This is a genomic window from Stenotrophomonas sp. STEN030, assembly GCF_056759995.1.
This window is the reverse complement of record NZ_JBRREB010000017.1, coordinates 51,135-74,263: the sequence shown is the minus strand read 5'-3', so window position 1 is coordinate 74,263 and position 23,129 is coordinate 51,135. Positions and strand designations below refer to the sequence as shown.

General features: G+C 59.7%; 27 protein-coding genes and 1 pseudogene. 3 read left to right on the top strand and 25 right to left on the bottom strand.

The features are described 5' to 3' along the window. Window positions 1-182: 182 nt before the first annotated feature. From ACVOLR_RS08050 to ACVOLR_RS07955, 20 genes and pseudogenes are all read right to left on the bottom strand, one after another. Window positions 183-548, bottom strand: coding sequence for a lysozyme inhibitor LprI family protein (locus tag ACVOLR_RS08050; RefSeq protein WP_481535978.1), 366 nt, complete (start codon window positions 546-548; stop codon window positions 183-185). A gap of 98 nt (window positions 549-646) precedes the next feature. After that, window positions 647-1,039: a hypothetical protein gene (locus ACVOLR_RS08045; protein ID WP_481535977.1), complete on the bottom strand. Its 393-nt coding sequence runs from the start codon at window positions 1,037-1,039 to the stop codon at window positions 647-649. Window positions 1,040-1,251: 212 nt separating this feature from the next. Next, the gene (locus tag ACVOLR_RS08040; protein WP_481535976.1) at window positions 1,252-1,758 is read right to left on the bottom strand and encodes a GNAT family N-acetyltransferase; all 507 of its coding nucleotides are present in this window, start codon (window positions 1,756-1,758) and stop codon (window positions 1,252-1,254) included. 68 nt (window positions 1,759-1,826) lie between these two features. Then, a complete protein-coding gene (locus tag ACVOLR_RS08035; protein ID WP_481535975.1) occupies window positions 1,827-2,327 on the bottom strand; it encodes a hypothetical protein in 501 nt (166 codons plus the stop codon). 220 nt (window positions 2,328-2,547) lie between these two features. Continuing rightward, window positions 2,548-2,733 carry a hypothetical protein gene (locus tag ACVOLR_RS08030; RefSeq protein ID WP_481535989.1) on the bottom strand — a complete coding sequence of 62 codons (186 nt, stop codon included), beginning with the start codon at window positions 2,731-2,733 and terminating at the stop codon, window positions 2,548-2,550. Between the two features lie 15 nt (window positions 2,734-2,748). Next, a pseudogene (locus ACVOLR_RS08025) lies at window positions 2,749-2,925 on the bottom strand (DUF4124 domain-containing protein); the annotation flags it as partial. A 159-nt stretch (window positions 2,926-3,084) separates the two neighbouring features. Then, a complete protein-coding gene (locus ACVOLR_RS08020) occupies window positions 3,085-3,912 on the bottom strand; it encodes a S1 family peptidase (RefSeq protein ID WP_481535974.1) in 828 nt (275 codons plus the stop codon). A 177-nt stretch (window positions 3,913-4,089) separates the two neighbouring features. Further along, the gene (locus tag ACVOLR_RS08015) at window positions 4,090-4,368 is read right to left on the bottom strand and encodes a hypothetical protein (RefSeq protein ID WP_481535973.1); all 279 of its coding nucleotides are present in this window, start codon (window positions 4,366-4,368) and stop codon (window positions 4,090-4,092) included. A 176-nt stretch (window positions 4,369-4,544) separates the two neighbouring features. Continuing rightward, window positions 4,545-5,732, bottom strand: coding sequence for a serine hydrolase domain-containing protein (locus tag ACVOLR_RS08010; RefSeq protein ID WP_481535972.1), 1,188 nt, complete (start codon window positions 5,730-5,732; stop codon window positions 4,545-4,547). 35 nt (window positions 5,733-5,767) lie between these two features. Continuing rightward, window positions 5,768-6,316: a hypothetical protein gene (locus ACVOLR_RS08005; protein WP_481535971.1), complete on the bottom strand. Its 549-nt coding sequence runs from the start codon at window positions 6,314-6,316 to the stop codon at window positions 5,768-5,770. Window positions 6,317-7,075: 759 nt separating this feature from the next. Next, window positions 7,076-7,459: a zf-TFIIB domain-containing protein gene (locus ACVOLR_RS08000; protein WP_481535970.1), complete on the bottom strand. Its 384-nt coding sequence runs from the start codon at window positions 7,457-7,459 to the stop codon at window positions 7,076-7,078. Window positions 7,460-7,697: 238 nt separating this feature from the next. Then, a complete protein-coding gene (locus ACVOLR_RS07995) occupies window positions 7,698-8,003 on the bottom strand; it encodes a hypothetical protein (RefSeq protein WP_481535969.1) in 306 nt (101 codons plus the stop codon). Between the two features lie 57 nt (window positions 8,004-8,060). Further along, window positions 8,061-8,492, bottom strand: coding sequence for a DUF695 domain-containing protein (locus ACVOLR_RS07990; RefSeq protein ID WP_481535968.1), 432 nt, complete (start codon window positions 8,490-8,492; stop codon window positions 8,061-8,063). A 29-nt stretch (window positions 8,493-8,521) separates the two neighbouring features. Continuing rightward, the gene (locus ACVOLR_RS07985) at window positions 8,522-8,881 is read right to left on the bottom strand and encodes a hypothetical protein (protein WP_481535967.1); all 360 of its coding nucleotides are present in this window, start codon (window positions 8,879-8,881) and stop codon (window positions 8,522-8,524) included. A 71-nt stretch (window positions 8,882-8,952) separates the two neighbouring features. After that, complete coding sequence (locus ACVOLR_RS07980; protein WP_481535966.1) at window positions 8,953-9,294, bottom strand: hypothetical protein; 342 nt, start codon at window positions 9,292-9,294, stop codon at window positions 8,953-8,955. Between the two features lie 62 nt (window positions 9,295-9,356). After that, window positions 9,357-9,770, bottom strand: a complete 414-nt coding sequence (locus ACVOLR_RS07975; protein ID WP_481535965.1) for an SMI1/KNR4 family protein — start codon at window positions 9,768-9,770, stop codon at window positions 9,357-9,359. 838 nt (window positions 9,771-10,608) lie between these two features. Next, a complete protein-coding gene (locus tag ACVOLR_RS07970; RefSeq protein ID WP_481535964.1) occupies window positions 10,609-11,055 on the bottom strand; it encodes an SseB family protein in 447 nt (148 codons plus the stop codon). A gap of 402 nt (window positions 11,056-11,457) precedes the next feature. Next, window positions 11,458-11,775: a MafI2 family immunity protein gene (locus tag ACVOLR_RS07965; protein WP_481535963.1), complete on the bottom strand. Its 318-nt coding sequence runs from the start codon at window positions 11,773-11,775 to the stop codon at window positions 11,458-11,460. Between the two features lie 1,085 nt (window positions 11,776-12,860). After that, window positions 12,861-13,367, bottom strand: coding sequence for a hypothetical protein (locus ACVOLR_RS07960; protein WP_481535962.1), 507 nt, complete (start codon window positions 13,365-13,367; stop codon window positions 12,861-12,863). A gap of 1,019 nt (window positions 13,368-14,386) precedes the next feature. After that, entirely contained in the window at window positions 14,387-15,310 is a 924-nt protein-coding gene (locus ACVOLR_RS07955) for a LysR family transcriptional regulator (protein ID WP_481535961.1), read from the bottom strand. A 107-nt stretch (window positions 15,311-15,417) separates the two neighbouring features. On the opposite strand from ACVOLR_RS07955, the gene ACVOLR_RS07950 reads away from it, so the two are divergent. Together ACVOLR_RS07950 and ACVOLR_RS07945 are read left to right on the top strand one after the other, a co-directional pair. Beyond that, window positions 15,418-16,929, top strand: a complete 1,512-nt coding sequence (locus tag ACVOLR_RS07950; protein WP_481535960.1) for an FAD-dependent oxidoreductase — start codon at window positions 15,418-15,420, stop codon at window positions 16,927-16,929. 2 nt (window positions 16,930-16,931) lie between these two features. Next, entirely contained in the window at window positions 16,932-17,123 is a 192-nt protein-coding gene (locus ACVOLR_RS07945) for a hypothetical protein (RefSeq protein ID WP_481535959.1), read from the top strand. Window positions 17,124-17,595: 472 nt separating this feature from the next. Here the strand turns inward: ACVOLR_RS07945 and ACVOLR_RS07940 are convergent, their stop codons facing one another. Genes ACVOLR_RS07940 through ACVOLR_RS07920 form a run of 5 tightly spaced genes read right to left on the bottom strand, consistent with a single transcriptional unit; the run spans window position 17,596 to window position 21,916 of the window. Beyond that, entirely contained in the window at window positions 17,596-18,504 is a 909-nt protein-coding gene (locus ACVOLR_RS07940) for a 2-dehydro-3-deoxygalactonokinase (protein ID WP_481535958.1), read from the bottom strand. Next, window positions 18,501-19,391 (bottom strand): SMP-30/gluconolactonase/LRE family protein, encoded by an 891-nt coding sequence (locus ACVOLR_RS07935; protein WP_481535957.1) that lies wholly within the window; start codon window positions 19,389-19,391, stop codon window positions 18,501-18,503. The genes ACVOLR_RS07940 and ACVOLR_RS07935 overlap by 4 nt, the downstream gene beginning before the upstream one ends. A 23-nt stretch (window positions 19,392-19,414) precedes the next feature. After that, on the bottom strand, window positions 19,415-20,566 hold the full coding sequence (gene dgoD / locus ACVOLR_RS07930) for a galactonate dehydratase (protein ID WP_481535956.1): 1,152 nt from the start codon (window positions 20,564-20,566) through the stop codon (window positions 19,415-19,417). Continuing rightward, on the bottom strand, window positions 20,563-21,180 hold the full coding sequence (locus ACVOLR_RS07925; RefSeq protein ID WP_481535955.1) for a 2-dehydro-3-deoxy-6-phosphogalactonate aldolase: 618 nt from the start codon (window positions 21,178-21,180) through the stop codon (window positions 20,563-20,565). The genes dgoD and ACVOLR_RS07925 overlap by 4 nt, the downstream gene beginning before the upstream one ends. Window position 21,181: 1 nt before the next feature. Then, window positions 21,182-21,916 (bottom strand): SDR family oxidoreductase, encoded by a 735-nt coding sequence (locus tag ACVOLR_RS07920; RefSeq protein ID WP_481535954.1) that lies wholly within the window; start codon window positions 21,914-21,916, stop codon window positions 21,182-21,184. A 245-nt stretch (window positions 21,917-22,161) separates the two neighbouring features. On the opposite strand from ACVOLR_RS07920, the gene ACVOLR_RS07915 reads away from it, so the two are divergent. Then, a complete protein-coding gene (locus tag ACVOLR_RS07915; protein ID WP_481516668.1) occupies window positions 22,162-23,115 on the top strand; it encodes a LysR substrate-binding domain-containing protein in 954 nt (317 codons plus the stop codon). The last annotated feature ends 14 nt before the right edge of the window (window positions 23,116-23,129 follow it).

The window sequence follows — 23,129 nt, the reverse complement described above, 5'->3', positions numbered from 1 at the left end:
AAGCAATGGCGCCTATCACCCATGGATGGATGAACAGCCCCGGCAATGCCGGAGTTGGTGGGCGCGTTGGTTGACGTAAACGCTTACGGCCATCGCGTAGAGCCGCGAGGACGCGCAGATCTTAGGAGCTGGTCATGCTTCTGGCAAGCGCTTCAATGTTGCCGCCGGCAAAGCAATGCGTTTCATTGCCCGACCAGCTCGCGCAGTTCAATGACCCGGTCAATGTTGAGCTGCATTGGACAGAACGAATACATCGGCGAGCCAACATAGGAGCCCGCGAGTTCGCAGTGCAGGTCCCGGTACACCAGCCAGGCCTTTTGGGCGCGCTCGAGCCTTGCTGCGTCGTTCGCGTTCTCTGCAAGCAATTTGCTGTAGAAGGCACGGTAGAGGCGTGTCATCTCCGCCTTGGCATGCTCCGAGGTCACAGACGAACAAGCCTCCACCGTGCCGTTGTTGATGCCACCGGCCTTGGCCAGGCAGTCGTTATAGGCCTGCTGGTGGTCCAGCGATGTGGCGGCAGCGGGCGATGCCAAGCCTGCAAACAACAACAGGGAAACTACATTGGGTCGCATCGTGCAGTGCCTGTGCTGTGGCAGCCGCAGCTGCCGTGGTGATCGGCTTGGCGAATCTTCAAGCGGCAATCGGTTCAGCGCCGAGTGAGCTCTTGCCCATCGACCGTCATCTTCCAGTTGCCATCCACTTGATGCGGCGGCACGGAGACCACGAAACGCGTGGTCAAAGGGCCGACTCCAGCGATGAAGTCATTGCCTTCATAGGCCTTGATGGGTGCATCCAGTGATTTGCTCACCGACGGGCTGGGTTGGTGCTTGTAGATGACGCGCCCGCTGGCATCGATGAGCAGCGACGTGGTGGTCGACTCCCACCTGCCGACATAAGCCTGCTTGTCCGCCGGAACCGGCTTGCCACAGGCGGCAAGCACAAGGGTGAACAACAGGGCCAGCAATGCGAGGCGGCCACGGCGCAATGCTTCCGGCAGAAAAATGTTGTGGGTAGTGCGATGGGCAGTGGTGTGTCGCATCCGGGGCTCCCTTCTAGTGCATGGATGACGGATCAGTCGGTTCGTTGCTGATCGGGGTGTTGGACGTGCGCAACTCTGCCTATGAATGTCATTGCTAGCAAGCGTCTGGAGTCCGGAATTGCCTGCGATAGCCATGCAGGAGAACGTGCGCGATGCTGGCTGTGTGCGAATCCGGCGCTCGCAAATGCTGCGCGCAGGCGTGCGCAACATCGCTATTCCTGCGCCGAGAACGATGCGTGATAGGCAACGGCTCCCTGCGGCATGCGCATACCGAACGAAAGCGCCTGGAAGTACTCGGGGGGGAGGCCCGGCAAGGCAAGCGCATCAGTGGCCTTGAATCCAAACCGCTCGTAGTAGCCCGGATCGCCAAGCACCACGCAGCCACCTGCACCAAGCACACGCAGTTGCTCGAGCGCTGCGTCGATCAGCTGGGTACCTATGCCCTTTCCCTGCAAGTGGGGCAGGACCGATACCGGTCCAAGCCCGTACCAACCAATGTCTGCACCGGCGATGGTCACCGGCGATGCCGCAACGTGGCCAACGATGGCGCCCGATTGTTCCGCTACCAGGGAAACGGTGAGCTGGCCGGAGCGGCGCAATGCGGCCACGATGAACTGTTCGGTGTGATCGGTATGCGGTGCTTCCAGAAAGGCGGCGACTGTCACCGCGTCGATGGATGCGATGTCGGCGGGCGTTTCCGGTCGGATCTGGATGTTCATGGGATCAGGGGGTGTCTGCATGGGAGGCTTGGATACGTAAGCATATCGGTTGGGCTGTACGACATCGGTCACTTGCAACCAAGCGTGACAATAGGCTCAAGGTAAGCTGGAAGCGTACTTTGGGCATCCATCAACGCCAGCGCATCAAAGCGCTCGATGCGCGCGGCAGGATCGCTGGCCAGCAATGCCTTGTAGGCCTTGAGCATGCTGCGCATGCCGGCGAGCTGCGAAGGCTGCAGCGCACCCTTCTGTGATGGGTTGGCGACCTGGTAGGCCGCGCTGCCGAAGATGAATTGCGCCATCAGCTCCGGACCATTGGGAGTACCGGCGGCGGGCACCGGCGCCAGCACCTCTGGGCAGACATAATCCACCGCGTCCTTGGTGCTGTCCTCCCATTCAAACAGCAGGGCGCGGATGCTGGTCGCCTCCGGGTGGCGCGGCTGCGCTTCCAGCAGTGCGGTCAGGCCGACAACCTGTGAGCTGTCCACCTTCAAGCTGCCGTGGCCCTGGGCGGCCGCGCCCAGCGGCAGGAACAGGGCGAGCAGGAGCGTCTGGCTGAAGAATCGCATCGCATGGATTCCCTGGATGACAACGGGCTGCTCGCGCCCGATCAGCCAGGTGCCCCGGCTGACCCGGTACCGAGGTAAGCCAGATGATGATTGAACGTATCGCGTATAGGTTCAATCAATTCTGGCTGCAATCAGGCTTGCTCAGCGCATCAGTTGCACAGTCATCCGCGGTCGCCTATGCCATCCGACGCTGCCGTTGGCGCACGCCCCACCGCTGTGCTTACCTGCAGGCGGCGTTGACCTGCTGGTCCAGGCTGGTCCGCATATCGGCCGTGGCCTGTGCTCCTGCCGCGCCCAGCGCTGCCGTGCGCATGGCCTTGGCGCCATCGCAGTTCTCGTTGCCGGCGGTTGTCGTATAGCGAACCTGCACGCGCCGTTGGCCCGGCCTGGCAGGGGCGGCGGTCATGGACTGGGTCGGGTTGGACGGGGAGGGAGACGCATACCGGCGCGATGAGGTTTCGCCTTCGCGGCAGGGGATGGACTGGTAGCTTGTTTCGCCCTTCGGACCGGTGCACTTGTACACGGGCTGCGCCTGCGCTGCCGGGATGCAGAAGAAAAGAGCGACGGAGGCGAACAGGGGGAGACAAGCTTTTGTCATTGAAGCTCCGTGACGAATCATGAATAGGAAGGGCGCCGATTATGTCCGGTCGCTATCAGCGAATCCGGAACCGCTGCGCGTTTCCGCAAAGCCGGCTGCAGATTTGCGGAATCTTCCAATGCCCGGACCTAGATGCAAGGTTTCGCGCCGTGAGTAGTTTCACGTCGCGTCCTGGGTCTGCTCCAAGATGACACCGTCGATCCAATCCGCGTAATGGCTGATGCGGACATTGCAGGCGACCTGACCATAGCGTCCGGGCCGTGCGGTCAGCACATTGCCCTGCACAACCTTCCAGGAGCCCAACCCGGCGAGCAACCACTGATCCCCGCTCTGTATCAATGCAGGGCCGCCGCTGTCCCCGTTTCCGAGCACGCCTTCCAGGGGTAAGGCCGAAGGTGGTGCGTCGAACACGTAGCAGAGCCAGCGGTCATACGCGCTGCTTGCTTTGTTGAAGGCGCGGCGCAGTTCGGTGCGGTTGGGGCCACTGGGGTCGTGGCCGATGTCACCGGTGCCGGTAGCCCCTTTGCCGATCAGTTTGATGATCTGGCCAGCCTCGTCGTCGTGCCGGTAGCGAGCCACCGGTGCCACGTCAGTCACCGGTTGGCTTAGCTTGATCAACGCGATGTCGTCCGATGACGCCAGAAACACCACGATCAACATTGCCTCACCGCTGGCCGTGGCCTGGTCGATAAGCGTCTGCGGCAGCGTCCTGTAACCGGGGTGGACGATGACGCGCTCAACCTCGCGTGCCAGCCCGTTGATGACTACCTGCTTGAGCTCGGCATGTTGCGGCAAAGTGTGTGCGGCAGTGATGGCCCATTGCGGGGCAATCAAGCTGCCATGGCCCTCGCCGGGCATATCGACCAGCGCGGGAAACTCGCTGCTGGGAATCCGGTACTGGGCGTCATCAACATCGTGGCGGATGACGATGGCTGCAGCGGGCAAGGACCCAGCCAGCAGCAGTGCGAACAACAAGAATCGTTTCATCTTGGATCAGGCTCGGTGATTGGAGATTACTTCGGCAAGACAGACCTGTTGGACATTGCGTGCCCATCGATACGTCGTCGCTACAAGAAGCGAAATCTACGTGGCGATTTCAAGTGAGTAGCCGGCTTGGATCTGCGTGGTCCTGGCTCCGGTCGAGCAGGGCGCCGTTCCAGCGGACTATTCTTTGGAATCACTGGTTGCGGATTTTTGGTGCAGGCGTCGTGCGGCCTTGCCAAGCGAATACGCCGTTGCCATCTGGAAAATCAGAAATGCAGCCAGCGCCAGGAGTACCAGAATCAGGATAGCTGGAGGAATGGGATGCCCGGTCAGTACTGATCCAACGATGATGAGGCCAGTACTGATGCCGACGTACAGGATGGAGCTGGCTTTGCGTCGCATGCGGGCGATCAGCCTGTTTCTTTCAGCTTCCTTTGCAGCGGAGATATCGTTGTCCATGTTTTTACACTCCTTGTAGGTTCTAAACGCTTGGGGGAGTATCGCGACAATCCCGTTTGTCAGGCCGGGAAGCTCATTGAAATGACAGAGCTATCCGTTCGGATTGTGCGGATAGTGAAGCGACGCATTCGCGTACCCTCGTTTCTGTAAAAGAAAGCTGCCCGGATGCTTTGATTCTATCGAGACGCGTGGTCACCGGCAGTCCTTTCCCGCGCTGCGATCCTCTCAACCAGTGTATCGATCGCCGTCTCCATGGCGTGAGCGGTCTGGTCACCACTCTGGTTGGTGATGACGAAAATACCAAGGTCATACTTCGGGATGATGTAGATATAGCATTGCGAACGGGGCACGCCGCCATGATGGGCGTAGTAAGTGCCTTTCAAGCGGTCGCCGCTGACGACATTCCAGAAATAGCCGATGCTGAACTCTGGATCGAAGTTGACCAGTGGACGATGGGATTCTTCCACGACGGGCCCATTGGCCAGTTGGAATCTCAGGTACTTCACCATTTCCGGCACGGTTGCTTTCACGTTTCCGGATGCACCCCAAGGCAGCTGCGGCATCGGCGTGGTCGGCACCGGGTTGTCACTGTGATAGCCCGGCGCAAGTCGGCTGGCGTCAGCGTCGTCAAGCCGGATTCCGACATCACTCATCGCCGCCGAATCTTGCAGGAACCTGCGCAGCAGCGACTCGTAGTCGCTCTTGTAGACGACCTCCAGGATATGCGCCACCAGCTCGGTTCCGGTACTGGAATACGCATATTCCTTTCCAGGAGCGCGGCCAATTTTGACGGCATGCAGGTCCCTGAAGAAGTCAGCCTTGCCGTAGTTCGCATAGATGGCGTTGAGCTCGCTGGGCGTGCGTTGATCGATGAAGTCGGCCAGGATGGTGTTGGTGCGTTCTGGCAGCAGGTTCGGCAAGCCGCTGGTATGCGACAGCAGGTGGCGGACACGGATGGGTTCGTCCTTGTACTGCAGGTTCGGGTAGACCCCTTGCAGATACATCCGGATATCGTCATCCAGGCTGAGCCTGCGCTCCAGAACTGCATTTGCCATCAGCGTCCCGGCCAGCGTCTTGCTCAGGGAGCCGATTTCGTAGAGGGTCGCATCGGTTGGAGGCCCAGGTTTGCTGGTTTCCATATCGCCGCGATGACGGATGAATTCCTCGCCCCGATAAATGACTGCGATCGATGTCGAGTGAAGCAACGGCTGTTCGATCAGCGTTGCGGCAACCTCATCGATGTCTGTTCCAAGATCTTTCGTCGGGGCCGCCGTTCCGGTGCAGCCCGAGACCAAGAGTGCGGCGGACAGTGCGGCGCAGTTGAACCACGCCCAGTTTCGAAAAAACATCGAAGTCGCTTGCATGCGTCGGTGCTTTCAGAGGAGGTTTGAAAAGGGAGTTACGGTAGCCGAGTGCCGAGTGGATAGAAGGCTTCAGTGGTTCTGGATCTATAAACGCCATCTTCCTGGTACATCAACTGGGCGCCACCCCATAGTGTGTCCGGGGACTTCGTAAGTTGTTCTATCTGTGCATTGATGTGCGGGAAGGTGATCAGGTCCATTGCCGCGTTTGTGCTCAACCACCTGATCTCGTCAATTATTTCTGGTGCTTTTGCCTCGCCGCTTTCAACCCTGGCTGAGTACACGAGCCTCGTTGAGATCTCATTGTTCTGATCAGTTTTCAGCGTGAACACTCCCCTTAAACTTGGAGTGGAAATCTTCAGTCCATAGCTGCCCGCGAGCTCATCAAGTCCTTCCTTGATGGTTAGACGGTTGTCTTGATACCAGCCGGGGGTTACCCAGCGGGTAGAGTTTTTTACTTTGACAACCATCAATTCGTTCTTCTCGTTGAACACAAGCAAACGATGGAAGGTGGATGGCTTGGATTCCTCTTGGGCAAAAGCTGGCTGGGCGAATAGTGCAATAAGTAACAGCAGCATTCTCTTCAAAGTAGCCTCCATATATGTTCTGCGGCATAACGGTGGGACTGCGCCGGTCTGGGCAGCGTATTTGGCTTGAGTGAACTGTTTAGCGGTTGCGGACACTGATTGGCTTGCCGACCAATATTGCCTTGCTCGTACCCCCAATGGGAGCTGATCATGCCACAGCTTGGGGCCGGAACTTGCGAGGAAAGCCTGTCGAGCGCTGCTGCCGGAGCGCGATTAAATGGCTGAGGAAGGGTAGTGAAGCGCTAGTCGCATTGACGAGCCTGCCCATGCCAGAAGCAGTTGGCGTCGCTGCCTGGAGCCGATCGCTGACTTATCGAAGATGCTGCTGAAAGAAGAAGGCCAGCCAACTGCGCATGCCGCCAGCCAACTCCAGGATCAAGCTGGGCCGCGAATCAGCTTCGGCTTGAATGAACTGTCAGGCCCCCGCCGCATGCCACACCAAATAGGCTGTTGTTGATGCCGCGGCCAGTGTGCAAAAACCGATCACACACGCTGCGTCAGCTGAAATGTTCCGAGGTAGTGATCGCCCGGAATGACACTTGGACTTCTTCCGGTGCTTGAAGTCCCAGGGTTCGACACTGTAGTAGCCGAACGAGAAGACTGGGACGACGAGCCGGCCAATAATGTAACCGAGACCATACAGCACGACCTCGAAGGCACCACGGAAGATGATCTCTGTGAGCAGACTTGCGGGCATGTTTTGGGGCTCAATACCTGGGTTAAGCCGCGCCACGAAGCGGCGCTGGCTCGAATGAACTGTCAGCCCTCAGTCGGAGCCGCCCGTACCATTCCGAAGATCGCACGGAAGCGCTCACCAAGGGTTTCTTCCTTGAAGTCTTTGAACTCACCGGCGTCAAAGAAGACGCCATGACAGAAGCCGCACGACTCATACGAGATATGCGGTTGGCCTGCCACCACCATGCCAAACAGCTGTTGCTGATCCTTGGGACACTTGCCTGTTCCAGTGTTGGACGGAACCGCGGTCTTGGGAGAATAGTCGATCCGCTCGGAGCCATCGAGCTGTTTGAGTTCCTCATGCTCGAAAGCGTCAAACCATAGACCGCCGCAGCCGGAACACCGATCGATCTCCACGTTCTCGTGAACAATCGGCTTCAGTTCTGAATCACACTTCGGACACTTCATTTGAGCAGCTCCATGATGGCAAATTTGGGGGGACGTCGCTCCAAGGTGACCAACTCCTCGACCGAATCCCAGGCAAAGGCCGATAGATTGTGGGTCACGTCAGCGAGAGGACGGCTGAAGTGAAGAAGGTCTTCAAGGTGGGATGAGTGCGTCATTGTCACCGCAGCCTAACTCCGGAGTTAAGCCGACTCGCGAGGCGAGTTCGGCTTGAATGAATTGTTAGGTGCGTGCACCGCCTTCACCCAGCCTTCTTCTTATGGCGACGAGCCAAATGTGAGCTTAATGACTCATCGGGAACTTTACGAAAGGAGCGCAACTCTTTCTGCTTACCACGTACAGATGCCACAAGCTCGGTAGCCTCTGGTGCGGCAGTGTCGGTCCGCGCCAGTGCCGAGTTAACAGCATGGCGTTCCTCGCGGTGAGATCGAGCCTTTGCCAGTGGCACAAGCCTACGGCCAGCTTTTGAGCTGCCATCGTAAGTGCTGCGGCGATCACGCTCTAGGCTTAGCTTCTTTTTCTCAGTTGGCAATTTAATCTTGCTCACGGACCTAACGCTCTGAATTGAGCCGCGCCGCGAAATGGCGTCGGCTTGAATGAATTGTTAGGGCGTGCCACGGATGCCCTGTGCGTATGAGTTATAGAACTCATACGCGCTATCCACTTCATGATGCACTTCAATGGGGTAAAGATCGGGCTCCCGGGGGATCGTGTTCAGCACGTTGAGAAAGCTATCTATGTCTCGGGAGAGGAATACGTACTCTCGGTATCCAGGCTCAGTGAAGACCATGCACAAGATAGAATGATTCTCTGACTCAATGCGCTCACAGACTCGATCTTCGAACCTCTTCATGGCCTCAAAATCTGGAGCCGAAGGAGTGCCGACGTTGGTGGGATCTTGGAAATCCCAAATCACGTTAAATCTCTCAGGAAAAGCATCGAAGTCGAACTCGGGTTCAATCGTCTTTAGACGGAGTAAAGATAGCCCGCCTTCTGTCTCTTTTCGTGCGATAACCCAGCCTCTTTGGTCTTCCATGTACGCTCCCTGGCGCCCAAACTTTGGAATTAAGCTGACTCGCGAAGCGAGCTCGGCTTGAATGAACTGTTAGGATGCGGCGCGATGCTGCGCACGGCAAGCCAGAAGGTTGATGCAACCAAGAGCATGAGCAAGCTTGGGATGAGGATCTCTGATGCGATCACCCGCCAGTTGGCCAGCTGCCTGGGATTGTCCGGATCGCTGTAAGTGAGCACCAAAGCAGTAACGACAGAAGAGGTTGGCGGCCAAGCCAAAAGCGCGACCATTACCCATAGGAAGCGAAAACTATGCCGATTACGCAGGCGTCTGTGAAGGAGCCAGCTCGCCGCACAAAAGATGACGAGCCCGAGGATCGCCGCAACAGCTAGCCAACTGTTTGGATCAGCCACCTGATTCTCTCCTCGCCGCCTAACTCTGGAATTAAGCCGACCCGCGAAGCGAGTTCAGCTTGAATGAACTGTTAGGGCCTGCCGATAGCCCATGCCTCACCTGCATGGAGGTGCTCCACGATTCTGGCAGCTAGGTAACCGTACTTTGATTCTGGCGGAGTGTCATTCTCAACGTATTGAATATGGGTCACTCTATAGGACGCGCCAAGCTTTTCGTTGGCTTGTTTCAGGACGAACTCTATTAGAGCCTGCTCATCAATGGGTTTGTGCCGGCATCCGCCGTTTGCAGGCAGGCGCTCGCAGCTGACCATAGCGTCTTGGTCGGAATCGGTCAGACGAATCTTGAGAAGGTTGTGGGTGATTCCTGATATATGAGTTGCTGCGAGGAATTCACCAAGCTTCACGAATTGCATGATGTGGGCCCTAACTCCGGAACTAAGCCGACCCGCGAAGCGGGTTCGGCTTGAATGAATTGTTAGAGCCCTGCCATCCATGGTTCCAGTGCGGGAGAGGCTACCGTAAACGCGCCAGTCCAGTCGTCTCCTGGGGCGTAACCATTTGGGTCGTACTTGACCACTGGATTGTTAGGTGCGGCTAGGTCGATGCAGCAGTGGATTGCGCAGCCGACATGCAGGATTGGCAGAAGATTGCGGGGCCATATCCATTCTGGTGCATCAGGATCCGGAGTACAGAAGATCCGGTAGAGATCCAGCGAGGTATCCCCAAGATCCGTCACATGGCCAGAGGCCAGGCCGAGCAGCCCATAATCCGGCCCGAAGCCGCCGTTGCCGCGCAATGCATATGTGGCGAGCAAGGCAGCAGGTAATGAGTAGCCAAGCTCGGCCTCGACTGCGGCGATTTCGCTTCTAGACGGCGCGGGAAACTTCATGCAGTGCTCTAACTCTGGAATTAAGCCGCGCTGCGAAGCGGCGTCGGCTTGAATGAACTGTTAGGTGCCATTGTCTAGAACCTCAACGAGGAAGAAGCCAGCACCAGCTACCATCAATAGGATTGAAGCAACCAAGGAGATTGCTAGAAATAATTTGATGGATACGGCAAGCATATGACTGAAGGATATGCCTCCAAGCCCACTCTGTCGCAACTCTGGGAGCAGCGTCCAGCCAACCGGCAGGAGCCAGCAAAGAACGGCGAGTAGTGCCATTGCCCAATCGGGAAGGCTGGATCCTGGAACGAAGGGCAAAAGGACCGGAAACCCAACGCCGCAGATGATGCTGGTGCGCCAGAAACGTGACAGCCAAGGTCGACGTGCCTGGGCGGTGAGTGGTGACCGAGGAGGTGCGTAGACTTGGTCGCCGGATAACTTGCCCATGGCACCTAACTCTGGAATTAAGCCGACCCGCGCAGCGGGTTCGGCGTGAATGAACTGTTAGGCGGCTGTGGCCACTTACCGCTCCCCGGGCCAATGCTGCCTTGCTTGTGCAACCTAACGTGAGCCGATCATGCCACAGCTCGCGGGATGGAGCTTGCCCCGTAAACCTTGCCGAGCGGTGCCGCCGAAGTGCGATGAAATGATTGCGGCAGGGTGGTGAAGCGTAAGACGAAGTGGCGAGCTTTCCGATGCCAGGAACAGGTGGAACTGTTACCCGGAGCCGACCAGTGATTTGCCGATGTTGCTGCCGAAAGAAGAAGGGCCAGCCAACCAACACGCCGCCGCCTAACTCCGGAATTAAGCCGACCCGCGCAGCGGGTTCGGCTTGAATGAACTGTTAGAGCCCGACACGGGGATGCCTGAGGATTGCATGGACGTCTGCAGCGGGAACGCCGGCCCAAGGACCGGCGGGGTTAATTACTAAACCCGATAGGTTGTTTGCTAGGACGAGATGTAGAACGTCCATAGCCTCCATTGAAAACGCGCCGATTGCTGGGGCGCGGCGTAGCGCCTCTGCGTGGCTGGTGAAGGCTAAGAGCGCCTCGCCACCGTTAGGGGCGGATGTAGTCAGAACCGATACGGTTGTTGCCTGCTGCAATGTCAGCGGCCGGTCCTTCCAGCTCTGGGGGGCGTCATGAGCTGCGATAAAGAGCTGTCCGGTCTTTAGCGAGTCGTAGAAGGTACTGCGGCTATGAGCAGTGGGATCCGCACTCAAGAGCGCAATAGCATCGACAGTGCTTGGAGTCGCAGGCAATTTTTTTTTGGAAAACAGTGACCAGGCCATAGGGCTCTAACTCTGGAATTAAGCCGACCCGCGAAGCGGGTTCGGCTTGAATGAACCGTTAGGCGGCTGCAGCCACTTGCATAACCCATGGCCAACGCTGCCCTGCTTGTACAACCCAACGCGAGCCGATCATGCCACAGCCTGCGGGATGGAGCTTGCCCGGGAAACCTTGCCGCGCGTTGCCGCCGAAGTGTGAAGAAATGATTGCGGTGGGGCAGTGAAGCGTAAGACGAAGCCGCGAATTTTCCGATGCCAGGAACAGTTGGAACTGTTATCCGGCGCCGACCGGTGACTTGCCTATGTTGCTGCCGAAAGAAGAACGGCCAGCCAACCCAACACACCGCCGCCTAACGCTCTGAGTTAAGCCGCTGCCACGAAGTGGCAGTCGGCTTGAATGAATTGTTAGGCCGCATCATCAGGCTCCCAGCGACGATAAACAAGATGTGCTAATGAGTTGAGCGGATTTGGAAACGGTACCGCTACATGCTGCTCATCCAAGCTCCAAGTGCCGGGAAAGTCCGCAATCACCTCGGATGCGGCGTGGGAGCAACTCTTCCGTGCGAGGCCCTCAGCCGGGCCGTCGTACTCGAAGCGCAAACTAACGGTGCATGCGTTCTCATCTGCTTCTATCGAGGCCTGGCGCAGCTGAGGATGAACCTCTCCCCAGAGGCCACGCACAAGTGACATAACCAAAGCCTGATGTGAGGTGATATCGCTCATGAGGCCTAACTCTGGAATTAAGCCGACTCGCGAAGCGAGTTCGGCTTGAATGAACCGTTAGGCGGCTGCAGCCAATTGCACAACCCATGGCCAACGCTGCCCTGCTTGTACAACCCAACGCGAGCCGATCATGCCACAGCTCGCGGGATGGAGCTTGCCCAGGAAGCCTTGCCGAGCGTTGCCACCGAAGTGCGATGAAATGATTGCGGCAGGGGAATGAAGCGTAAGGCGAAGTGGCAAACCTGCCGATGCCAGGAACAGTTGGAACTGTTACCCGGAGCCGACCAGTGACTTGCCAATGTTGCTGCTGAAAGAAGAAAGGCCAGCCAACCCAGAACACCACCGCCTAACTCTGGAATTAAGCCGACTCGCGAAGCGAGTTCGGCTTGAATGAACCGTTAGGCGGCTGCAGCCAATTGCATAACCCATGGCCAACGCTGCCCTGTACAACCCAACGCGAACCGATCATGCCACAGCTCGCGGGATGGAGCTTGCCCGGGAAACCTTGCCGAGCTTTGCCGCCGAAGTGCGATGAAATGATTGCGGCAGAGCAGTGAAGCGTAAGGCGAAGTGGCGGGCTTGCCGCTGCCAGGAACAGTTGGAACTGTTACCCGGAGCCGACCGGTGACTTGCCGATGCTGCTGCCGAAAGAAGAAGGGCCAGCCAACCCAGAACACCGCCGCCTAACTCCGGAATTAAGCCGACCCGCGCAGCGGGTTCGGCTTGAATGAATTGTTAGGCCGAAAATCTGCGAAGTGGCCTTGTCATCACCACGTGAGCCTCTGGATACGGACCCGATATGCCTAGTAGAAACATCGCTAGTGAGAACGCTCTGTGGAGGGCTGGTAGGAGAATTGCTCGATAAAATGACGAGGCTAGCGGCTGCACGAACGTGTAAATCTGTGAGCCTACTAAGAAGATAAAGAGATCTAATCCAAAGGCATCAACGAGCGGTAGCAATAGCCGCAACTCTGGATGAGAGGCTAAGGCGGCTATCGCAATAACCGTAGCGACAACTACTAAGTAGCGATACCACCGCTCTTTACGCCACTCGAAAATCTGCATTTTTCGGCCTAACGCCTTAGTTAAGCCGAGCCGCGAAGCGGCTTCGGCTTGAACGAATTGTTAGGGTGTTTCCCGGCCATCTTCACAAGTTCTCGCTCTACCTCTTTAGGGTGCACCTTATCCACCAAATACAACGAGTGACTGCCACCCCACTGATCCTCGATGTGCAGGATATTGTGGCCGCCGTTGCGAGCGAAGCCATAGCTCTCGATAGCTTGCCACGGGATGAGTGTTATCTGGTCACCTTTCACAACCACGATGCCATTCGGCCCTGAACCAATGCTCCGCGGGCTAAGCCATCCGGTGATGTAGATAAAGATGGCGAGGGGAACTCCGATCGCTGGGGCGATCCAAAGATTGGCAGCCCGCTCCAGCTGAGTGCCCAAGTCTTCACCGAGATTGGCGATTAGGCACACTGCGCCAAGAACGCCGGTCCAGACAACCATTCCCTTCAGGCCTTCACGACTGAAGAGGTTGAACGGGCGCTGTTGCTTAAGGGAAACCGCCCACGGCTCACGCCATTTCATAAAACACCCTAACTCTGGAATTAAGCCGTGCCGCGTAGCGGCGTCGGCTTGAATGAACTGTTAGGCGGCTGTGGCTCTTACCGCTCCCCGGGCCAATGCTGCCTTGCTTGTGCCACCCAACGTGAACCGATGATGCCACAGCTTGCGGGATGGAGCTTGCCCGAGAAGCCTTGCCGAGCGCTGCCGCCGAAGTGTGATGAAATGATTGCGGCAGGACAGTGAAGCGTAAGGCGAAGTGGCGGGCCTACCGGCGCTAGGAACAGTTGGAACTGTTACCCGGAGCCGACCGGTGACTTGCCGATGTGGCTGCCGAAAGAAGAAGGGCCAGCCAACCCAGAACACCGCCGCCTAACTCCGGAATTAAGCCGACCCGCGCAGCGGGTTCGGCTTGAATGAACTGTTAGGGCCCACCTGCAGGAGGATTGGATAGTTGCCCTCGATGCCGACGAGCCCAAGCTGCGATACCGCGACTAATAACACGAATAAGGCTGCCGGTTGCTAGGGAGAAGATGAAGAGCCCAACGAGTGGTGAATTTTGTACGCCGTCGTACCGGATGGAGCCAATTTGTGAGAGATAGAAAAAGGCAAGCCAAGAGCCAAACCAGAGGACTAGCCAGATACAGAGGCTATGCTTACGCCACGGTGCGGCCAAAGGGTAGATTAGTCCAATGGCCAGTGCGCATATCAGAAGAACTCCTGGGGCCACGATAGCGTCCTAGTGGGGCCTAACTCTTAGTAGACCGCCTAAAAGCGGTGTAAGCCGGAGTATGCCTAACTCAACGCCGCTTTTGAATCGAAACTATAGGTTTAATAAACAATGGCTTGCGATAATTCTCGTCGTGCGCCATTACCTTGCGACTGAGTTTAGCGCCGTTTCCGCACGGTGATATCGAATACACCCCTGTCCCGGCAGGCGTATTGACGCTTGGGGTGTCGTGATCGCGATGATTCTTCCTTCGGTCTATCCCACATCGCGAACTTGCAGGCGATCAAGCGCTTCGCTGCGCTCGATCAAACCATCACTCCACTTCCCGCACTCGCGCCAATTCCGCCGCATTCCGCAGCGCCTGCAGAAACCTAGCCAGTGGTGCGTTTTGCGGCTCGCCATCGCGCGTGTAAACCATCACCGGTCGTTGCCATGCGAACCCTGGTGCATCCAGCTTCACCCAATGTCCGGCAAGCAACTCGGCCTGCGCCAAACGGCTGGGCAACAAGGTGAGATAGCCGCCGTCGCGGATCATCGCGCGCATGAATTCCGGGGAGCCGCTTTCCATTGTGTTTAGCGGTGGCTCCAGCCCTGCTTCATGGAAGCGTTGTCGGAACGCGCCTTCGACTGCGCCCAAGCGGCGACCGAAAATCCATGCGTGCTCCAATAACTGTGCCGGGGTGATATCGCGTTGCCGTGCCAGCGGGTGACGCACGCTGGCGAGCACGCGGTATTCGTCATGCATCAGCACTTCGCTTTTTATGCGCGGGTCGGGGTCGCCGTCACCAAAGGTGTGCAGGGTGACTACCGCGTCCAGCTCGCGCGCCAGCAGATTGGGCAGCAGTTCGGGCAGGATGCCGCTGCTGACGTGGATGCCGATCTTCGGCCAATGCCGGCGCAGCGCCAATACCGCCGGTGCGACCAGCGAGCCGGCGGTACTGGGGCCGGTACCGATGCGTACTTGCCCTTCGGCACCGGTCTGCAGCTCCTGCAGGCGGTCCTCGAAGCGGCGCACGGCGTCGTGGGCGGGCTGGGCGTGTTCCATCAGCAGGCGGCCGACGTCGGTGAGCCGGGCCTCGCGGCTGCCGCGTTCGAACAGGCGGGCGCCCAGTTGTTGCTCCAGTGCCTGGATGCCCTTGCTCAGGGCCTGCTGGCTGCGCCCGGTAGCGGTGGCGGCACGGGTGAAGCTGCCGTGTTCGACCACGGACAGGAAGTAGCGGAGCTGGCGGAGATCCATGGCAACATTCGGTTACAACCAATGGTTGTGGATCGTACGCGAATTGGTTGGCGGTTGTAGGGCAGGGCATCGATAGTCGGCCGATCGCAATCTCCCGGAGGGGAACCATGGCCAGTCGCAACGCCGTCAAACAGTGGGATCAGCAGTACGACCTCGTCATCGCCGGCTTTGGCCTGGCGGCCATGTGCGCCGCCATCGAGGCGCATGATCTGGACCCCAATCTGTCCATCCTCATCTTGGAAAAGGCCAATGAGGCTGAGACCGGCGGCAACAGCCGCGTGGCCGGGCAGTCATTGCTGATCACCAAGAACGCCAAGGTACTGGCCGAATACCAGCGCAAGATGAGCGTGGCCAACCCGATCCCGGAAGACATGCTGGTGCCGTGGTCAGAGGCGATGGAAGCGCTGGAGCCGTGGATCCAGGAGCGTGCGGCCCAGGCTGGTGCGCAGTTCATCCACGGCACCGGCTTCTCCGAGCGCGATGCGGTGCTGGAATTCCCGGAGTTCGGTGCGCGTGAGGCCGTGCATTGCACCGCCACCATCTTGCCTATCCCGTCCGGCGTCTATCTGGCTTTCCGCGAGAACATCCGCCTGCGCCCGCGTGTCCAGATCGCATACGAATCGCCGTTGAAGGATCTGGTGCAGGACCCGGATACGCTGGAAGTGTTCGGCGTCATCGTCGAGCAGAACGGTCAGCGCGTGGCGATCCGTGCCAACAAGGGTGTGGTGATGGCGACCGGTGGTTTTGAAGCCAACCTGGACATGCAACGCAACTACTTCGGTCTTGCCAACCCGGCACCGCTGGGCACGCCGCACAACACCGGCGACGGCATCAAAATCCTGCAGAAGGCCGGTGCGGATCTGTGGCATATGCGCAACCAAGGACAGTCCGGCGGTATCTGGCCGGGCTTCAAGCCGAAAGGCTTCGTCAACGGCTTCCTGCGCAATTTCTTCTGGCAGAGCTTCAGTTGGATCGAGGTGGATGCGAATACCGAGCGCTTCTACAACGAAACCGCCGAGCTGCAGCTCACGCATTACAAGGAGAAGAAGCACGGTCATTGGGTGGACACCCCGCACTACCGTGCGCAGCCGGTGCACATGATTTTTGATGCCATCACCTGCCAGTACAACAAGCTGGTGGTGGAAGTGATGAGTTGGAACCCGGTGGTGCGTGGCTACAAGTGGTCTGACGACAACTCGGTGGAAGTTGAGAAGGGCTGGATCCAGAAGGCCGACACGCTGGAAGAGTTGGCGGTGAAGATCAACCGCGACCCGGCCAAGCTGCGTGCGGAAGTGGAGCGATACAACGCGGCCTGTGCAGCGAAGAATGATGCCGATTTCGGGCGTAACCCGGAGACGCTGTACCCGATCGCGCAGGCGCCGTTCTATGGCATGCGGGTTGATCCGGTGATCGTGTGCACGGGTGGTGGCGCGCGCCGCAACATCAAGTCCGAGGTGCTGGATCATGATGGAAAGCACATCCCGCGTTTGTACGAGGCCGGTGAGATGGGGTCGATGTTCTCGGACCTCTATCAGAACGGTTCGTACCTGACCGAAGCGATGATCTCGGGGCGTGCTGCGGGTCGTGAGGTCGTTGGCCTTGGCAACTGGGAGGGCTGATTATGAAGGTTGCCACCCCTGCGATGAAGCTGGATGTGCGTATCAATGACGTGAAGGCTGAAGACGGCCTGCTGGTGATGGATGGTGTGGCCGGCATGTTGCCGTGCAAGACCAGTCTGACGCCGGCAGAGTTTCGGCAGATGATGAAGCTGGCGCTGCGGCCGAGTGTGTTGGTGTTGTTGTTCAAGAAGTAAGCCGGTTGGCCCTGCTTGGAGCCCCTCTCCCACCGGGAGAGGGGTTGGGGTGAGGGTAGGGTGCAACGAACCCTACAAAAGCCAAGAGCCCCCCTCATCCGCCCCTTCGGGGCACCTTCTCCCGCTTGCGGGAGAAGGGACAGGTGCCAAAGCCAAAGCAACAGCCAAAGCCAAAGCAACAGCCAAAGCCAAAGCAACAGCCAAAGCCAAAGCAACAGCCAAAGCCAAAGCAACAGCCAAAGCAACAGCCACAGCCAAAGCCAAAGCTAAAGCCACAGCCACAGCCACAGCCACAGCCACAGCCACAGCCAGCTTGGCCTCCGTCAGACCCTGCTCGGTTGATGAGAGCCTTGAAAAGGAAGGGTTGGTAGAGGAAGGGAAGGGTTGGTAGAGAAAGAACGCGCAAACAAAAGCTACATGCGGTTACGTAGCCAGCTGGTCAGCTCAGTTCCGCCAACCAATCCTTTACAGCTCAAACACCAACCAAATCCAATCGTCGCTGCCACAGCGCATGCATGCCGCGCGCAGCCAGATCTTCCGGATGGCGTTGCACGCCGATGCCCCAGGAAATCAGCGCCTGGGCATACAGTGCCAGCAGGCGGTCATTGCCAATCAAATGCACCTGCGACAGACGCGGTGTGTGCTCGAGTACGCCGGAAGACAGTATCTCGTGTCCGATCAGCAGGCCAGACAGGTACGAAGGCAAGGCGTTGCCTTCCAACTGGTTGAACAGGCCCAGCGTGCGTACGCCGAAAAGGTGATGCAGAAGTCCGCCCTTATGGCGGCTGCGTTTGAGTCCACTTTCAAATGCCCAGGCGTCGAAGCGGCTGTCGTCTTCGGGCATCAGCTTGCCCAGCAGGCTGTGGTTACGCAGCACCGCGTACAACTCGCCCGTCATCGCCGTGGTCAGGCGGCGTATCTGGCCATCGGCGATCGACACCCACTTGCTATGGGTGCCGGGCAGGCAGACAACATGATTGCCACGCGGCAGCACTGCCAACAACGCGGCCAGCTGGGTTTCTTCGCCGCGCATTACATCGGGTACGGCGTCGCTGTCGGTGTCACTTACACCTGGCACTATCCATAGCGCGCGCCCAGCCAAGGCGGGTGCCTGCAGCGGCACCAAGGCAGTGGCGAGGTCGTCGATGCCGGCGGGGCAGGGCAGGTAGGGCACCTCCTGCCAACCGCTGCGGCTGCCGACCATGCCGGACAGGATCAACAACGGGTCATCCCAACCGGCAATCTCTTCTGCCAGCACCGCTTCGAACTGTCCGCTGCTTGCCTGCAGGCCGCGTTCGCTGCGGCGGCGCTCGCAGACATGGCCGTTCTCATCCAGGCGGTACAGGCGCAGGCTGCTGGTACCCCAGTCCACGGCGATCATGGCAACTCCACGCGGTCTACGCTTGCCTTCAATTGCGGGTGCTCCCAGACAAAAATGCCTCCCGCACTTGGCTGCGCGCTCAAAGCGGTCGCGTCCAGACCCACGCGGGCGCTACTGATGTACAGCGCGCCTGGGGCAAGCACGCAGCAGGAGGCGTGTTGGGTGGGGATGTGGATCTCCTGCTCGATGCGGCCATCAGCGGAATAGCAGGTAACCCGGCCCGCGCCCCACTGTGCGTTCCAGACCCGGCCTTGGGCGTCGACCACGGCGCCGTCAGGTTCGATGCCGGGTTCACTAATGCTGGCAAACGCCTGCAGCTCTTCAACCTGTGCGCTGTACGGGTCATAGCGACCAGTAATGATGTTGGCTTGTGGCGAGTCGCAGAAGTAGATGCGCTCACCGTCGGGGCTGAAGCAGATTGCATTTGGAATCGCGGCGGGTGGCAAGGGCAAGAGACGCAGGCCCTTGCTGGCGCTCCATTGGTAAAAGCTGCCGCCGCGGCGTCCGTCGGCGTAGTCGCTCTTGGTGCCGAACACGAAGTTGCCGTGGCGGTCGGCGCGACCATCATTGATGCGGGTATTGCGATTGTCGGCTTCCACCAGGCTCAGCAGCTGCAAGTCGAGCTCGCTGTCCTGCAGCTGCGCTTCCGGGTCGGCAACATACAAGCCGTTGGCCAGGCCGAGCAGCAGGCGGCCGTCGCTTGCCAATGCCAGACAGCCCAGCGGTTCATGCAGCTGCCAATATCGGCTGCGGGTACTTGCCGGATCGTAACGCCACAGGCGCGCAGCGAGGATGTCGGTCCAGTACAGCACATTGCGGCGGTCACACCAGAGGATGCCTTCGCCCAGCTCACAACGGCTGTCTACCAGCAGCCGTGCGTCGGCCACTGCTGGCTCCAACACTTGTGCACTCACCATTCGGCGACGCTGCCGTCACTGTGGCGCCACAAAGGGTTGCGCCAGCGCGGGGGGGTCTTGTTGGCTTCGATCAGGCGTGCTTCGTCGATCTCCACGCCCAGCCCCGGCTTAGGCAGCGCCGCAATGCAGCCTTGCGCATCGCAGGCGAAGTCGTCCTTGTTGATGACGTAGTCCAACAGGTCTGCGCCCTCGTTGTAATGAATGCCGATGCTCTGTTCCTGCAGCACGGCGTTGTGGGCGACGAAATCGAGTTGTAGGCAGGCAGCCAGTGCGACCGGACCAAGCGGGCAATGTGGTGCCAAGGCGACGTCATGTGCCTCGGCCATGGCGGCGATCTTGTGGCACTCGCTGATGCCGCCGGCGTGCGACAGGTCTGGCTGCAGAATGGCCAGGCCGCCGGCAGCCAGCACCGGTTTGAATTCGGTGCGCGAGTACATACGCTCGCCAGCCGCCAGCGGAATACTGCTGGTCTCCGACAACGGGCGGTAGTACTCCCACTGTTCCGGCAGTACCGGTTCCTCGACGAACAACGGACGGTATGGTGCCAGTTCCTTCAGCAGCACCCTTGCCATCGGTGCACTCACCCGGCCATGGAAGTCGATGCCGAAATCCACGCTGTTGCCGAGTGCGTCGCGGATGGTTGCGACTTTCTCGATGGCGGTGTCTACGGCGCGGGGGCTGTCAATCAGCTTCAGCTCTTCGGTGCCGTTGAACTTGAAGGTGTCGTAGCCCAGTGACTTGTAGTGCCGCATCTGGTTGACGATATCGGCCGGACGGTCACCGCCAACCCAGCGGTAGGTTTTCATGCGGTCACGCACCAAGCCACCGAGCAGTTGATAGACCGGTACGCCCAGCGCCTTGCCCTTGATATCCCACAGCGCCTGGTCGATGCCGGCGATGGCACTCATCAGGATCGCGCCGCCGCGGTAGAAGCCGCCGCGGTACAGCACCTGCCACAGGTCGTTGATGCGCGCCGGGTCCTTGCCGATCAGGTAGTCGCCGAGCTCATGCACGGCTGCTTCCACGGTGGCGGCACGGCCTTCGATCACCGGCTCGCCCCAGCCAGTGATGCCTTCGTCAGTTTCGATCTTGAGGAACAGCCAGCGCGGCGCAGCCTGGTAGGTGGTCAGACGCACGATCTTCATGCCGAGTAGTCCAGATAGGCCTGGCGGAAGGCACGTGCGTTGTCGCGCGTTGCCTGCACTGGTTGGCCGGGTTGATAAAGGTCACCGCCGGTGCCCGCACCCTGACAACCAGCGGAAAGATAGCTGGCCAAGGTGCTGGGGGAGACGCCACCGACGGCGAAAAGGGGAACAGGCGGCAGCACGCTGCGCAGGGCGCGTATCAGTGCTGGGCCGTGGATGGATGCGGGGAACAACTTCAGCATCTGCGCACCTGCACGCAGTGCCAGGAACGCTTCGCTGGCAGTGGCAAAACCGGCTGCCACCAGCAGTCCTTCGGCAACGGCGCGTTGGATCAGCTGCGGGTCGGTATTGGGCGTGACCATCAGCCGGCCGCCGGCATGCAGCAGCGCGTCGATATGCTCGGGCAGCACCACCGTGCCGGCGCCGATGCAGGCGTGCTGGCCGTGGCGCTGCACGCTGCGCTGCACGCTCTGCTCCCAGCCCGGCGAGTTGCTGGGGATCTCGATCGCGTCGAAACCTTCCTCGACCAGCGCATCGACATGCGCGTCCACCTCGCTTGGCGTGATGCCGCGCAGGATGGCGATCAGGGGCAGCTTGAAGGGCAGGGCAGTCATGTCAGTCGTGGTACACCTGTGAGCGGCCGCCATCGATCAGGATGTCGGTGGCGTTGATGAAGCGCGCTTCGTCGCTGGCCAGGAACAGCGCGGTATACGCCACTTCTTCCGGCCTGCCGATGCGGCGCGGTGGCAGCAGTGCGGTCTGGCGTTCACGGGCACCGGGCTCGCGCTCGAACCAGGCCTCGATGCGCGGCACCAGGATCAGGCCCGGCGAAATTGAGTTCACGCGGATGCCGTGCGCGGCGTATTCGATGCCGAGCGAGCGGGTCATGCCGATCAATGCGTGCTTGGCCACCGGGTACGGGAACGCACCGGGGATGATTTTGTGGCCATGCACCGAGGCGATGTTGACGATGGCACCGGCCTGTTGCGCGACCATGCCAGGCAGCACGGCCTTGCACAGCTGCCAGGCACCCTCCAGGTTCAAGGCGAAGCAGCGCTGCCATTGCGCATCGTCCAGCGCCAGTGGATCGGAGAACACATCGGCGCCGGCATTGTTGACCAGCACATCGATGCGTCCATGGCGGTTGAGTGTGGCCTCGACCAGACCGCGCATCGCTGCGGCATCGGTGATGTCGCCCTGCAGCAATTCGAAGTCGTAGGCATCGCTGGATGTAAGGTCGATGCCGACCACCTGCGCGCCTTCGTTGACGAACAGGCGCGCGATGGCCGCGCCAATGCCGCTGGCAGCACCGGTCACCACCGCCACCTTGCCGGTCAGGCGCCCACTCATCGCTGGCCTCCCGCTTGGCAAACGCAGTACCTGCCCGCGCTGCTGGCGCTGGCTGATCGTGAAACCTTCATCCCTTTCTCCCTGAAGCCTGCTGTCGGTACTGGCCGCGCCGGCCCGACGGGGCGGCAGCGTTGCTGACGGAAGCGTGGCATAGCCTTGCCTGAGAACCTATGTGCGACAAATGAAATTTTTGTCGTAATGTATTCGCTGGGCGAATAGCTACTCAGTCGAGGGGATCGGCACGCATGGTTCAACCCACCACCGGCTGGTTCAATGCCACCCGTTTGAAGACCCGGCATCTATTGCTGTTGCTGCATCTCTACGAGCAGCGCTCGGTGCTGCGCGCGGCCGAGGCGGCCAATATGACCCAGCCGGCGGCGTCCAAGCTGCTGGCTGAAATGGAGGACCTGCTGGGCGTGCCGCTGTTCGAGCGGCATGCGCGCGGGGTCGAGCCGACCTGGTACGGGCAGGTGCTGATCCGTCGCGCGCGCTCGGCGCTGTCGGAGATTGGCCGCGCCCAGGACGAGATCGCCGCGCTGCGCAGCGGACGCACCGGCCAGGCAGCGATCGGCACCGTGGTCAACCCCGGCACCAACCTGGTGCCGCAGGCGGTGGCCGCGCTCAAGCGCGACTTCCCGGACATCCTGATCCGGATCGAGATGGACTACAGCCGGCCACTGGTGGCCAAGCTGTTGGATGGCCAGCTCGACATCGTGGTCGGCCGCATCATGGGTGCCGAGGGCAGCAGCGAGCTGGAGTTTGAGCCGCTCGCGGATGAGCCGCACTCGGTGATCGTCCGCGCCGGGCACCCGTTGGCCGCGCGCAAGCGGGTCGGTTACGGCGATCTGGTCGAGTACGGCTGGATCATGCCGCCAGATGGCAGCGTGCTGCGCTCGCGGCTGGACGCGGTGTTCCTGGAGCACGGTCTGGTGCCGCCGCAGAACATCGTCGAGACCACCTCATTGCCGGTCACCATTCATCTGCTGCGGCACAGCGACATGTTGACGGCGCTGCCGGCCGAGTCGGTCGCGCCCTACCTGCAGACCGGGCAGATGCTGGTCTTGCCGATCGCGCTGGACGTGCGCATGGAGTTCTTCGGCATCATCCGCCGCCGTGACCAGCTGCTCTCTCCCGGCGCCGAGCGCGTGCTTGAGGCGCTGCGGCTGACCGCGCGGCGCTTGTATCCACCGGTCGCCTGAATCGGGGTATTCAC